The sequence below is a fragment of the Pseudomonas lurida genome, from assembly GCF_002563895.1.
Classification (GTDB): Bacteria; Pseudomonadota; Gammaproteobacteria; order Pseudomonadales; family Pseudomonadaceae; genus Aquipseudomonas; species Aquipseudomonas lurida.
Genome location: NZ_PDJB01000001.1, coordinates 1,095,766 through 1,109,318, shown reverse-complemented (window position 1 = coordinate 1,109,318; position 13,553 = coordinate 1,095,766). Strand labels below are relative to the sequence as shown.

The following is a 13,553-nucleotide window of genomic DNA, read 5'->3' as shown; positions in this document are numbered from 1 at the left end:
GCACACACCCACGACATTGGCCGTTTCCGATTGACCAAAGGAGCTACACCGGTGAAGAACTCGCTGACGTTCACCCCGTTATTTCTCGCAATCACAGCAACGATCACGCCCCTTGCCCACGCGGCAGACACCCTACCTGCAGACGGTTTCGTCGAAGGCTCGCACCTCAACATCAACACCCGCAACTACTACATGAACCGCGACCGTCGTGACATCCACACCGATGACAGCAAGGAGTGGGGCCAGGGTTTCATCGGCACCTTCGAATCCGGCTACACCCAGGGCACCGTCGGCTTCGGCCTGGACGCTCACGCCATGCTCGGCCTTAAACTCGACGGCGGTGGCGGCACGGATGGTTCCAGCATCCTTCCGTACGGCAGCGGCAACGGCAAGGCCCCCGGTTCGTTCTCGACCGCAGGTGGCACCTTGAAAATGCGCGCATTCGACACCGAACTGAAAGCCGGCGACCTGTTCCTCAATAACCCGGTGATCGCCGGCGGCGCGACCCGCATGTTGCCGCAGACCTTCCGCGGCGTGAGCCTGACCAATCACAGCCTCGATGGCTGGATGTTCGAAGGTGGCCAGGCCAGCTTTACCAAGCTCTACAACCAGAGCAGCCACCGCCGCATCGGCACCAGCTATGGCGCCCTGCCCGCCAACGCAGACAGCCAGCACATGAACTGGGCAGGCGTGTCGTTCAGCGGTATCGACGGGCTGACCAGCAACCTCTACGCCTCCGAGCTCAAGGACGTGTGGCACCAGTACTACTACGACCTGGACTACACCTACGTGGTGAACGAGATGATCAGTCTCAACCCCGGCCTGCATTACTACCATACCCAGGACACCGGGCAGTCGCTGCTGGGGGATATCGACAACAACACCTACAGCCTGCACTTCACCGTGGACGTCGGCCATCACAGCGTGACCGCCGCGTACCAGCGGGTCAACGGCAACACGCCGTTCGACTACATCGCCCAGGGCGACAGCGTGTACCTGGACAACTCCCAGCAATACTCCGACTTCAACGGCCCCAATGAGCGTTCGTGGAAACTCAAGTACGCCTATAACTTCGGCGGCCTGGGCCTGCCCGGGCTGACCTCGGCCGTTTCGTACATCAGCGGCAAGACCGACCTGACCAAAGTCGACCCGCAAAGCCGTGGCTACAGTGCCTGGTACAGCGCCGATGGCAAGGACGCCAAGCATTGGGAACGGGACATCGACGTGAAATACGTGGTACAGGGCGGCAAGGCCAAGGACCTGGCGGTGCGCCTGCAATGGGCGGTCAACCGCGGGAGCAACGGTTATGCCGCGGTAGACCGGGACGTGGATGAGTACCGGGTGATCGTCGACTATCCGATCAACGTGTTCTGACCCCACGCATCTTTCTTTTTAACCAGTGATTTAATTTTCATCGCGTAGAACTAAACTGCCAGCATCTTCCCTGCTGAAGTCTGCGCGATGAGTCGACCCCGCATTCGTACCCTGCCAGCACGCCCGGAACTTCTACTGATTCTGGGCAGTGGCCTCACCGTCGCCTTGATCGTTGTGATCGTCGCCGTATTGCTGATCCGTGAACACGCCAGCACCCTGCGGGCCGCCACGCGCTCAACCACCAATATTGCGCAATTGATCAACGCCGACGTGCTGCGTAACGTCGAGCTCTACGACCTGGCCCTCAAGGGGTTGATCGCAGCCAAGCAGCGCAATGATCTGTCGCAGGTTGCGGCGAATATCCAGCACCTGGTGCAGTTCGACTTATCCACGGCGGCGCCTTTCAAGGGCGAAGTGCTGTTGCTGGACGCCAATGGCGCGGTGATCGCTGACTCTTCCACCCTGCAACCCACCCCGCGCAACTTTGCCAGCCGCGATTATTTCCAGGTGCATGCCAAGGACGCCCAGGCCGGCCTGTTTATCAGTCGGCCGTTCAAGATCCACTGCAACTGCGACCAGGTCTGGCGCATGGCATTCAGTCGGCGCGTGTCGGGACCCAATGGCGAGTTCGCGGGCGTCGCGGTCGCGACCATGCGCCTGGCGTATTTCGATCAGCTATTCAGCACCCTGACGATCGGCAATGGCAGCAGCATCAACCTGCTGAACAACCAAGGCATCTTGCTGGCGCAGCAGCCACTGCTGGAAAGCGACATGATTGACAAGGACCTGAGCGAACGACCGAACTTCAAAAGAATACTGCGTGAAGGCAATGGCAGCTTCCAGGCCATCTCGGCCATTAGCGGCAAGGAGCGCCTGTACACCTTCACCAATGTCGGAGAACTGCCGCTGATTGTGGTGGTAGCACTGTCCAGTGAAGATGTATTCGCCCCTTGGATACGCGCCGCACTCCTGACCAGTGGTGCCACTGGCATCCTCTGTATTGGCTTGTTATGGCTGACCTGGATGCTGCGCCGGGAACTGCGACGCCGCTATCGCGCTGAGCGCGTCCTGTCAGAATTGGCAGCCACCGACGCCCTGACCGGCCTGGCCAACCGCCGCATCCTGGACGAGCGCCTGCGCCTGGAGTGGGATCGCGCGCAACGCTCGACGGAGCCGCTGACAGTGCTGATGATCGACGTGGATCACTTCAAGGCCTTCAACGACCGCCACGGCCATCATGGCGGTGATGCGGCGCTGCGCACGGTGGCGCAAGTGATCGGCGCCAATATCCGCCGTCCGGCCGACTTGGCGGCGCGTTATGGCGGTGAAGAGTTTGCTGTGGTGCTGCCGATGACCGATGCCAAGGGCGCCAGGGTGATCGCCGAGCATATCCGCAGCAGCATCGAACACTTGCCGAGGGTGGCGGGGGATAAACAGCCGATTACGGTGAGCATTGGCATGAGTACCTGGGAAAAGCGCAGCCGCCTGTCGCTGGAGACGTTGTTGCTGAGTGCGGATCGGGCGCTGTACGAAGCCAAGCATACGGGGCGTAATCGGATTGTGGATGCGGCGACCCTGTGATGAGCGCGGCCCCTTCCTGGGGTGCGCAGGTTTCTGCGGTGAGCGGGGCTTGCCGCGCGTTATCGCTGGCGGATCACCAGGCATAAAAAAAGGCCACCCGAAGGCAGCCTTTCAAAACTAAAGAAGAGAGTTGTGACTTACACCGCCGCAACGGGACGCATGTAAGAGATCGGTGCGGTGCTGGCATCTTCGAAGGTCACGACTTCCCAAGCATCTGTCTGCTCAATCAACTTGCGCAGCAGCTGGTTGTTAAGGGCATGGCCCGACTTGAAGCCTTTGAACTCGCCTATCAGGCTATTGCCCAGCAGGTAGAGGTCACCGATTGCATCGAGGATCTTGTGCTTCACGAACTCGTCTTCGTAGCGAAGGCCGTCTTCGTTCAGTACACCATCCGCGTCGACCACAATGGCGTTTTCAACGCTGCCGCCGAGTGCGAGGTTGTGCTTGCGCAGGTACTCGATGTCACTCATGAAACCAAAGGTACGGGCGCGGCTGACTTCTTTTACAAACGAAGTGCTGGAAAAATCCACGCTTGCACTTTGGGTGCGGTCACGGAATACCGGGTGATCGAAATCGATCTCAAAGCTCACTTTAAAGCCTTCGAACGGGACGAAGGTGGCGCGCTTGTCGCCGTCTTCTACTGTCACTTCCCGCAGAATGCGAATGAACTTCTTGGCTGCGTCCTGTTCTTCCAGGCCGGCAGATTGAATCAAGAATACGAAGGGTCCAGCGCTGCCATCCATGATCGGGACTTCGGACGCGGAGAGCTCGACGTAGGCGTTATCGATGCCCAGGCCAGCCATGGCCGAGAGCAAGTGCTCCACCGTATCCACTTTGACGTCACCGTTGACCAATGTGGTCGACATGGTGGTTTCGCCAACGTTTTCCGCGCGAGCAGGAATCTGCACCACAGGGTCCAGGTCGGCACGCACAAACACGATGCCGGTGTCGACAGGTGCAGGCTTGAGGGTCAGGTATACCTTCTCCCCGGAGTGCAGACCTACACCTGTGGCACGAATAATATTCTTCAGAGTGCGTTGTTTAATCATGGCTTGGACCGCTTCAGCGCAAATTGCGAACTGGTATCAACAAAGGCTGGCGATAATAGCAGACCAGACCTTTGCTGAACACCAATCACCTTCATAGCCCTGATACATTCCATTAATCGGCCTGACGACGCAGGAATGCCGGGATGTCCAAGTAGTCCAGATCATCTTGCGGATTCGGGCTACGGGACGCCGCAGCACCGGCCTGAGCCTGGTTGCGCATCACGGTCGGACGGTCCAGGTCACGGTAGTTCACAGACGGCAGTTCCTGGCGCGCAGGCGCTGGAGCGGCAGCTTGCTGGCTGGCGTGGCTGGTATGAACGGTATTGTCGATGACCTTCACAGGCTTCTCGATTTTTGCGCCCAGGCCGGTAGCCACGACCGTCACGTGCAGTTCGTCGCGCATGTCCGGGTCGATAACGGTACCGACTTTGACCATGGCGTGCTCGGAAGCGAAGGCTTCGATGATGCTACCCACGTCGGAGTACTCACCCAGGGACAGGTCAGGACCGGCGGTGATGTTCACCAGGATGCCACGTGCGCCTTGCAGGTTCACGTCTTCCAGCAACGGGTTGCGGATAGCCGCTTCAGTGGCTTCGCGTGCACGGTTCGGACCGCTGGCGCAGCCAGTGCCCATCATTGCCATGCCCATTTCGCTCATGACGGTACGTACGTCGGCAAAGTCGACGTTGATCATGCCTGGGCGCTTGATGATGTCGGAGATACCGCGAACGGCACCGGCCAGTACATCGTCGGCCTTGGCGAACGCGGACAGCAGGCTTGCGTCCTTGCCCAGGATGGTCAGCAGCTTCTCGTTAGGGATGGTGATCAACGAGTCGACGCTTTCAGACAGCAGACGGATGCCTTCGTCGGCGATCTGCATGCGCTTGCGACCTTCGAACGGGAACGGACGGGTCACGACAGCAACCGTCAGAATGCCCATTTCCTTGGCCACTTCGGCAATGATCGGCGCAGCACCGGTACCGGTACCACCGCCCATGCCAGTGGTGATGAACACCATGTTAGTGCCTTGCAGCACTTCGGCAATACGCTCGCGGTCTTCCAGCGCGGCTTGACGGCCGACTTCCGGGTTGGCGCCAGCGCCGAGGCCCTTGGTCACGGCAGTGCCCAATTGCAGGATGGTCCGCGCGCCGATGCTTTTCAGCGCCTGGGCATCAGTGTTGGCGCAGATGAATTCAACGCCTTCAATGTTGCTCTTGACCATGTGGTTGACAGCGTTGCCGCCGCCACCGCCGACACCGATCACTTTGATGACCGGGCTTGCGGGGATGTTGTCTACGAGTTCGAACATGTTCCCTCTCCTTTCGTTTTCTCTAGTTTTTTCGCCTACTGCTTGAAACGGTGTTGCGGTAAATCTTTAGAAATTGCCTTTAACCCAAGCCTGCAAGCGCTCGAACAACGGCGCTTTGGCCTCGTCGTCGCTGCGGTAGCTGTCACGGTTGCTCGGGCCCGACAGGGAAATGCCGTCGGTCTGCTTTTGCAGCCCGTACAACAGCAAGCCCACACCGGTGGAATAAATCGGGTTGCGCACCACGTCGCCCAGGCCTTTGACGCCATGGGGAACACCCAGGCGTACCGGCATGTGGAAGATTTCCTCGGCCAGTTCGACCGCGCCTTCCATCTTCGAGGTGCCACCGGTCAGCACGATGCCGGCCGGGATCAAATCTTCGTAGCCGCTGCGACGCAGTTCAGCCTGGATCAGGGTGAACAGTTCGTCGTAGCGCGGCTCGACCACTTCGGCCAGGGCCTGGCGCGACAGTTCGCGCGGTGGACGGTCGCCCACGCTTGGCACCTTGATGGTCTCGCCGGCGCCGGCCAGCTTGGCCAGGGCGCAGGCGTAGCGGATCTTGATTTCTTCGGCGTACTGGGTCGGTGTACGCAGCGCCATGGCGATGTCGTTGGTCACCTGGTCACCGGCAATCGGGATCACAGCGGTGTGACGGATCGCACCCTCGGTGAAGATCGCGATGTCCGTGGTGCCGCCGCCGATGTCGACCAGGCACACGCCCAGTTCTTTTTCGTCGTCGGTCAGTACCGAGTAGGCCGAAGCCAGTTGCTCAAGAATGATGTCGTCGATTTCCAGGCCGCAGCGGCGCACGCATTTTTCAATGTTTTGTGCGGCATTGACGGCGCAGGTCACCACGTGGACCTTGGCTTCCAGACGCACGCCCGACATGCCCAGGGGCTCGCGGACGCCTTCCTGGTTATCGATCACGTAGTCCTGCGGCAGGGTGTGCAGCACGCGCTGGTCAGCCGGGATCGCCACGGCCTGGGCTGCGTCGAGGACGCGCTCAAGGTCGGCCGAGCTGACTTCGCGGTCGCGGATCGCCACGATGCCGTGGGAGTTCAGGCTGCGGATATGGTTGCCGGCCACGCCGACGAACGCCGAGTGGATCCGGCAACCGGCCATCAGCTGCGCCTCTTCAATGGCGCGCTGGATCGATTGCACGGTGGACTCGATGTTCACCACCACGCCCTTCTTCAGGCCCCGGGACGGATGCGTGCCAATACCGACGATTTCGATCGTGCCGTCTTCCCCGACCTCGCCCACCAGCGCCACCACCTTGGAGGTGCCGATATCGAGACCGACGATCATTTTGCCGCTTTGCACGTTTGCCATGGGTCCTGCCTCTTCTTAATTCTTCGCGACAGCGGGTTGCGCTGCCGTGGGCGCAGCCGGTTCACGCCAGCCGACGGCAAGGCCGTTGGCGTAACGCAGGTCGACGCTCGCAATGTTCGTAATCTGTTCTTTCAAGGTCTTGTCATAGATGGCAATGAAACGGCGCATCTTTTCCACCAAGCGGTCGCGTCCCAGCAACAACTGGATGCCCGGGCCGGAACTGCCTGCCCCGGTCGTCAAAAACCAGCTGCCCCGTTCACGCAGTTCCAGGCGTGCAATGGAGAAGCCCAGTGGCCGCAGCATCTGGCTCAAGGCCTGGTACTGCTGCATCACTTGCTGCTGCGCCCGCTGCGGCCCGAACAGCTGCGGCAGGTGCTCGTAGTTGGCCAGCTCACGCGGGGTGAATGCCTGGCCCTGGTTGTTCAGCAATGCTTCGTCACCCCAACGGGCCACGGGCAGTTGCTCTTCCAGGCGGATCGTCACCTGGTCCGGCCATACGCGGCGGACTTCGGCGTGGGCGATCCACGGCATCTGCTCCAGCTCCGCGCGCATACCGGCCAGGTCGATGGTGAAGAAGCTCGCCGCCAGGTATGGGCCAATGCGCTGCTGTACCGCTTGCTGGCTGATGTAGCTCAAGTCGCCCTGCACGCTGATCTTGGTGATCGGCCGGTCGGCATACGGCAACAGACGCTGGGCGCCCTCGTAGGTTCCGAAGCCCAACACCACCAGCAGCACAGGCCAGAACAACGCCTTGAGGAAACCAAAATTGGCTTTCGGCAGGCGCGCCGACATCGGCTCTTTAGCCACCATTCGGCTGGCACCCCGTGGCACCGGCTTGCGGCCGGGTGCTTGTGGGGGCTGATGACGAAGCGATGCGCCGTTCATGTGCTTAGCCTCGAGGCTCGATGCTTGCGGCCAGGATCGCCAGCACCAACTGCTGGAAATCCAGGCCGGCGGCACGGGCGGCCATAGGTACCAGGCTGTGGTCGGTCATGCCGGGAGCGGTGTTGACTTCCAGGAACCAGAAATTCCCTTGGTCATCCTGCATCACGTCTGCCCGCGCCCAACCGGCGATACCCAGCGCCTCACAGGCTTTCGCCGTGAGGTCCATCAATTCTTTTTCCTTGGTTGCGTCCAGGCCACATGGGATCCGGTACTGGGTATCGGAAGCCAGGTATTTAGCGTCGTAGTCGTAGAAGGTGTGGGGCGTGCCCAATGCGATAGGCGGTAAAACCTGGCCACGCAGGGTGGCGATGGTGTACTCGGGACCCTGGATCCACTGTTCCACCAACACTTGCGAATCGTAGGTACTTGCCGCTTTCCATGCGTCGATCAATTCGGCGGCCGAGTTCACTTTGGCCATGCCGATACTGGAGCCTTCATGGGCTGGTTTGACGATCAAAGGCAGGCCCAGTTCCTTGGCTGCAGAAATACAATCGTCTTCGCTGCACAGCACACTGTGACGCGGGGTTGGAATACCCAGGCTGTGCCATACCTGCTTGGTGCGCAACTTGTCCATCGCCAGTGCCGAGGCGAGAATGCCGCTGCCGGTGTAAGGGATGCCAGCGCACTCCAACAGGCCTTGCATGCTGCCGTCTTCACCGCCACGGCCATGCAGGATGATGAAGGCGCGGTCGATCTTCTCAGCCTGCAGGCGGGCGAGGAAATCATCACCGACGTCGATGCCGAACGCGTTCACACCGGCGCTTTGCAGGGCTTGGAGCACAGCATTGCCGGACTTGAGCGACACTTCACGCTCGGCGCTCTTGCCGCCGAACAGTACCGCCACACGGCCGAAGTCGGCAGGCGTGAGGGTGGAGAACAGGGCGTCGTAATTCGTGGTCATTTCGACTTCCCCTGCACGGCAGCGAACAGCGGGCTCGCGAGCAATTTCGGCGCAAGGCCGCCGATATCACCGGCGCCCTGGCACAGCAGGATGTCGCCGGCACGCAGCAGTGGCTTGACGATCGGCGCAAGGTCCACACCACGCTCGATGTAGATCGGGTCCAACTGCCCACGCTGACGGATGCTGTTGCACAGCTTGCGGCTGTCGGCGCCCGGGATCGGTTCTTCACCGGCCGGGTAGACTTCCATCAACAGCAGCACGTTGGCATCGGCGAGTACATTGACGAAGTCGTCGTACAGGTCGCGGGTACGGCTGTAGCGGTGCGGCTGGTAGACCATCACCAGGCGGCGCTCCGGCCAGCCACCGCGCACGGCCTTGATCACGGCGGCGACTTCGGTCGGGTGGTGACCGTAGTCGTCCACCAGCATTACGTCACCGCCTTCTACCGGCAACTGGCCGTAGACCTGGAAGCGACGGCCCACGCCGGCAAAGCGCGACAGGCCTTCGACGATGGCTTCGTCGCTGACGCCCTCATCGGTGGCAATGCAGATGGTCGCGAGGGAATTGAGTACGTTGTGGTTGCCCGGCATGTTCACCGACACATCCAGTGGCTCGCGATCCGGGCGCAGTACCGTGAAGAAGGTCTGCATGCCTTCCTGGCGCACATTGATCGCACGCACATCGGCGTCTTCGCTGAAGCCGTAGGTCACGGTAGGACGCTTGACCAGCGGCAGGATTTCACGCACCACCGGATCGTCCAGGCACACCACGGCCAGACCGTAGAACGGCAGGTTGTGCAGGAACTCGACGAAGGTTTTCTTCAACTTGTTGAAGTCACCGTCGTAGGTCGCCATGTGGTCGGCGTCGATGTTGGTGACCACGGCCACCAGCGGCTGCAGGTGCAGGAAGCTGGCATCGCTTTCATCGGCTTCGGCGATCAGGTAGCGGCTGGTGCCGAGCTGGGCATTGGTGCCGGCTGCATTCAGGCGGCCACCGATGACGAACGTCGGGTCCAGGCCACCGGCGGCGAACACCGAGGCGATCAGGCTGGTGGTGGTGGTTTTGCCATGGGTACCGGCGACGGCGATGCCGTGGCGGTAACGCATCAGCTCAGCCAGCATCTCGGCGCGTGGCACCACGGGAATGCGGCGCTCGAGGGCGGTGGCCACTTCCGGGTTGGAGGTGTTCACGGCACTGGAGACGACCAGCACGTCAGCCTCGGCGGCGTTCTCGGCGCGGTGGCCGATAAAGATCTGTGCGCCGAAGGACTTCAGGCGATCAGTGACCGGCGACTCTTTCAAGTCGGAGCCGGACACCTGGTAGCCCAGGTTCAGCAACACTTCGGCGATGCCGCACATGCCCACGCCGCCGATACCGACGAAGTGGATGCGACGGATACGGCGCATTTCCGGTTGCGGCATGGCTTTCTGATTCTCAACCATGGGCCACCTCCAGGCAGATATCGACCACGGTGCGGGTTGCGTCAGGTTTGGCCAAGCGGCTTGCGGTGCTCGCCATGCTGTTGAGTCGTTCCGGTTGCATCAAAACCTCGGTCAGGCGTGCGGCCAAATCGGCGGCGCCAGTCGTTCTTTGCGGCAGCAGGAAGGCAGCGCCCTCCCCGGCCAAATATTCGGCGTTGCGGGTCTGGTGATCGTCGATCGCATGGGGCAAGGGCACCAGCAAGGACGGCAGACCGGCGGCAGCCAGTTCACTGACGGTCAACGCACCAGCGCGACAGACCACCAGGTCGGCCCAGCCATAGGCGTGGGCCATGTCTTTGATGAAGGGCTGTACGTTTGCCTCTATACCGGCTTCGCGATAGCGAGTGGCGGTGACTTCATCGTGATTCTTGCCAGCCTGGTGGAAGATCTCCGGACGCAATTCCACAGGGAGTTGCGCCAGCGCTTGCGGCAGCAATTTATTCAGCGGCTCGGCGCCCAGGCTTCCGCCCAGGATCAGCAGGTGTGCCTTGCGCCCGACCAGCGCCTGGCGGGCGATGTCCATGAACAGTTCGGTGCGCACCGGGTTGCCGGTGGTACGGCGCTTGTGCGACGCACTGAAGGTATTCGGGAACGCTTCACACACCCGCGCCGCCAAGGGCACCAGCAGGCGGTTAGCGGTACCGGCAACGGCGTTCTGCTCGTGCACGATCACCGGCACGCCGGCAAGCCTGGCGGCGACACCACCCGGGCCGGTCACGTAACCGCCAAAGCCGAGCACGCACACCGGTTTCAATTCACGCATGAGCTTGCGCGCTTGCCACACCGCCTTGAGCAACACGAACGGTGCCTTGAGCAGGGACAACTTGCCCTTGCCACGCAGGCCGGTGACGTTGATCAAATGCAGCGACAAGCCGGCGTTCGGCACCAATTCGTTTTCGATGCCACGCGGTGTGCCCAGCCAGTGCACGGTGTAGCCACGGTTCTGGAATTCCCGCGCACACGCCAGGGCCGGGAACACATGGCCCCCGGTGCCGCCCGCCATGATCAGCACATTAGCGCCCATGGGTCGGCTCCTCGGCAAAGTCGCTTTCGCTGAACTCCATCTCTTCGCTGCCCAGGTGGGTTCGGCTCTCCCACTCGATGCGCAGCAACAAGCCCAGGCACGCGCAGCAGATCACCAACGAACTGCCACCGTAACTGAGGAACGGCAAGGTCAGGCCCTTGGTCGGCAGCAGGCCGACGTTCACACCAATGTTGATCAGGAACTGGCCGATCCACAGGAACGACAAGCCATACGCCACATAGGCGGCGAAATACTGTTTGGCCTTCTCGGCCCACAAGCCGATGTACATGCCGCGTACACACACGAACACGAACAGCGCGACGGTGCACAGCGAACCGACCACGCCAAGCTCTTCGGCGAGGACCGAGAACACGAAGTCGGTGTGGGCTTCCGGCAGGTAGAATTGCTTCTGCACACTGTTGCCCAGGCCCACGCCCAGCCATTCACCACGACCGAAGGCGATCAAGGCCTGGGTCAACTGGTAGCCGGAACCGAACTGATCGGACCATGGGTCGGTAAAGGTGATCAGACGCGCCATCCGGTAGGGCTGTGCCTGCACCAGGATGGTCACGGCGGCCACGGCCAGCACCACCATCAAGGTGAAACGGAACAGGCCCACACCGCCGAGGAACAGCATCGCCGCCGCCGCTCCCATCATCACGACGGTGGCACCGAAGTCAGGCTCCATCAGCAACAGGCCGGCCATCGGCAGCAGCACGATGAACGGCTTGAAGAAGCCCATCCAGCTTTCGCGCACTTCTTTCTGGCGACGCACGAGGTAGCCCGCAAGGTAGATCACCACGAACACCTTGGCGATTTCCGACGGCTGCACGTTGAAGGCGCCGAAGCCGATCCAGCGCATCGAACCGTTCACCTCCCGGCCAATGCCGGGCAGGATCACCATGATCAGCAAGCCGAACGCGCCGATCAGCATCAACCAACCCAGGCGTTGCCAGGTGGCGATAGGAATCATCATGGTGACGATGCACGCGCCCAGGCCGATCACCAGGTACACCAGGTGACGGATCATCATGTACAGGGTGTTGCCCGACTGCACGGCGGCCACTTCGGAAGACGCCGACGTGATCATCACCAGGCCCAGGCCGAGCAATGCCAGGCAACCGGCAAGCATCGGAAAATCAAGGTCGATACCACGCCCGGTAATGATCGGCGACGGGTACGGCTTGATGATGTTTCTGAAATTGATACTCATGCCAAGGCCTCCACGGCGCGGGCGAACAGCTGGCCGCGCTCTTCGTAGTTCTTGAACATGTCGAAACTGGCGCACGCCGGCGACAGCAGCACCGCATCGCCCGGCTGCGCCAGGGCTTTGCATTGGGCAATGGCATCGTCCAGCGAGGTGGCGCGTACTTGCGGCACGGCATCACCCAAGGCAGCGGCGATCAGGCCAGCGTCGCGCCCCATCAGCACCACGACGCGGCAGTGTTCAGCCACCGGGCCTTTGAGGTCCTTGAAGTCGGCACCCTTGCCGTCGCCGCCGGCGATCAGCACCAGCTTGCCGTCGATATCGGCGCCGAGGCCTTCGATCGCCGCCAGGGCGGCACCGACGTTGGTGGCCTTGGAGTCGTTGTAATAGCTCACGCCATTCAGATCGCGCACCCACTGGCAGCGATGCTCGAGGCCGCCAAAGGTACGCAGCGCCGACAGCATGGCATCAAATGGCAGGCCAACGGCATGCCCCAATGCCAGCGCGGCCAGGGCGTTGGACTGGTTGTGCGCGCCCCGGATTTTCAGTTCGCGGACGGGCATCAGGTTCTGGAATTCGAAGGCCAGGTATTTCTCGCCGTTCTCTTCGCGAATACCGAAGGCCTTGAAGTCGGGTTTGCCCAGGCCGAAGGTCCAGCACGGCAGGCCCTCGCCCATCAACGGACGGCTCAGGGCGTCCTGGCGATTGACCACCACTTGCCTGGCGCCACGGAAGATCCGGTGCTTGGCCAGGTGGTACGCCGGCAGGCCGCTGTAGCGGTCCATGTGGTCTTCACTCACGTTCAACACGGTGGCCACTTCGGCACCGAGGTCGTGGGTGGTTTCCAGCTGGAAGCTCGACAGCTCCATCACGTACAGCTCGACGTCGTCGCTGAGCAGGTCCAGCGCCGGTGTACCGAGGTTGCCGCCCACGGCCACGCGCTTGCCGGCCGCAGCCGCCATCTCGCCGACCAGGGTGGTCACGGTGCTTTTCGCATTGGAACCGCTGATGGCCACGATCGGTGCCTTCGCGTTACGCGCGAACAGGTCGATATCGCCGGACAGCTTCACGCCACGGGCCGCAGCGGCTTGCAGGGCCGGTGTCGCCAGGGCCAGGCCGGGGCTCACGTAGAGCTCATCGGCGCGGCACAGAAACTCGACATCCAGCTCGCCACAACGCACTTCCACGTGCGGGTAGTCACGGCGCAGCGTGACCAGCTCCGGTGGATTTTCCCGCGTATCGGCCACGGCAAACGGCTTGCCCCGGTTCGCCAGGAAGCGAACCAGGGACATGCCGCTCTTGCCGAGGCCGACAACGATGCGGAAGTGGTCTGAAGCGATCAGGGACACTCGT

11 protein-coding genes are annotated in these 13,553 nt (G+C 61.7%); 2 read left to right on the top strand and 9 right to left on the bottom strand.

The features are described 5' to 3' along the window. Nucleotides 1-51: 51 nt before the first annotated feature. Complete coding sequence (locus tag ATH90_RS05005) at nt 52-1,374, top strand: OprD family porin (protein ID WP_098465802.1); 1,323 nt, start codon at nt 52-54, stop codon at nt 1,372-1,374. A gap of 87 nt (nt 1,375-1,461) precedes the next feature. Further along, nucleotides 1,462-2,955, top strand: coding sequence for a sensor domain-containing diguanylate cyclase (locus tag ATH90_RS05000; protein WP_098465801.1), 1,494 nt, complete (start codon nt 1,462-1,464; stop codon nt 2,953-2,955). A gap of 137 nt (nt 2,956-3,092) precedes the next feature. Here the strand turns inward: ATH90_RS05000 and lpxC are convergent, their stop codons facing one another. The 9 genes from lpxC to murD all read right to left on the bottom strand — a co-directional run bounded on the left by lpxC (nt 3,093) and on the right by murD (nt 13,549). Beyond that, nucleotides 3,093-4,004, bottom strand: coding sequence for a UDP-3-O-acyl-N-acetylglucosamine deacetylase (gene lpxC, locus ATH90_RS04995; protein ID WP_003171886.1), 912 nt, complete (start codon nt 4,002-4,004; stop codon nt 3,093-3,095). A 112-nt stretch (nt 4,005-4,116) separates the two neighbouring features. After that, nucleotides 4,117-5,313, bottom strand: a complete 1,197-nt coding sequence (ftsZ, locus tag ATH90_RS04990; protein WP_010170471.1) for a cell division protein FtsZ — start codon at nt 5,311-5,313, stop codon at nt 4,117-4,119. A 66-nt stretch (nt 5,314-5,379) separates the two neighbouring features. Then, complete coding sequence (gene ftsA, locus ATH90_RS04985) at nt 5,380-6,642, bottom strand: cell division protein FtsA (protein WP_025855584.1); 1,263 nt, start codon at nt 6,640-6,642, stop codon at nt 5,380-5,382. Between the two features lie 15 nt (nt 6,643-6,657). Then, entirely contained in the window at nt 6,658-7,527 is an 870-nt protein-coding gene (locus tag ATH90_RS04980) for a cell division protein FtsQ/DivIB (protein ID WP_034102255.1), read from the bottom strand. Between the two features lie 4 nt (nt 7,528-7,531). Continuing rightward, nucleotides 7,532-8,488, bottom strand: coding sequence for a D-alanine--D-alanine ligase (locus ATH90_RS04975; protein ID WP_098465800.1), 957 nt, complete (start codon nt 8,486-8,488; stop codon nt 7,532-7,534). Next, nucleotides 8,485-9,930, bottom strand: a complete 1,446-nt coding sequence (gene murC / locus ATH90_RS04970) for a UDP-N-acetylmuramate--L-alanine ligase (protein ID WP_034102253.1) — start codon at nt 9,928-9,930, stop codon at nt 8,485-8,487. Before murC ends, ATH90_RS04975 begins: the two co-directional genes overlap by 4 nt. Further along, on the bottom strand, nt 9,923-10,993 hold the full coding sequence (gene murG, locus ATH90_RS04965) for an undecaprenyldiphospho-muramoylpentapeptide beta-N-acetylglucosaminyltransferase (protein WP_098465799.1): 1,071 nt from the start codon (nt 10,991-10,993) through the stop codon (nt 9,923-9,925). The genes murC and murG overlap by 8 nt, the downstream gene beginning before the upstream one ends. Beyond that, entirely contained in the window at nt 10,983-12,206 is a 1,224-nt protein-coding gene (ftsW, locus tag ATH90_RS04960) for a putative lipid II flippase FtsW (protein WP_016974959.1), read from the bottom strand. The genes murG and ftsW overlap by 11 nt, the downstream gene beginning before the upstream one ends. Then, nucleotides 12,203-13,549 carry a UDP-N-acetylmuramoyl-L-alanine--D-glutamate ligase gene (murD, locus tag ATH90_RS04955; RefSeq protein ID WP_098465798.1) on the bottom strand — a complete coding sequence of 449 codons (1,347 nt, stop codon included), beginning with the start codon at nt 13,547-13,549 and terminating at the stop codon, nt 12,203-12,205. Before murD ends, ftsW begins: the two co-directional genes overlap by 4 nt. Nucleotides 13,550-13,553 lie beyond the last annotated feature (4 nt).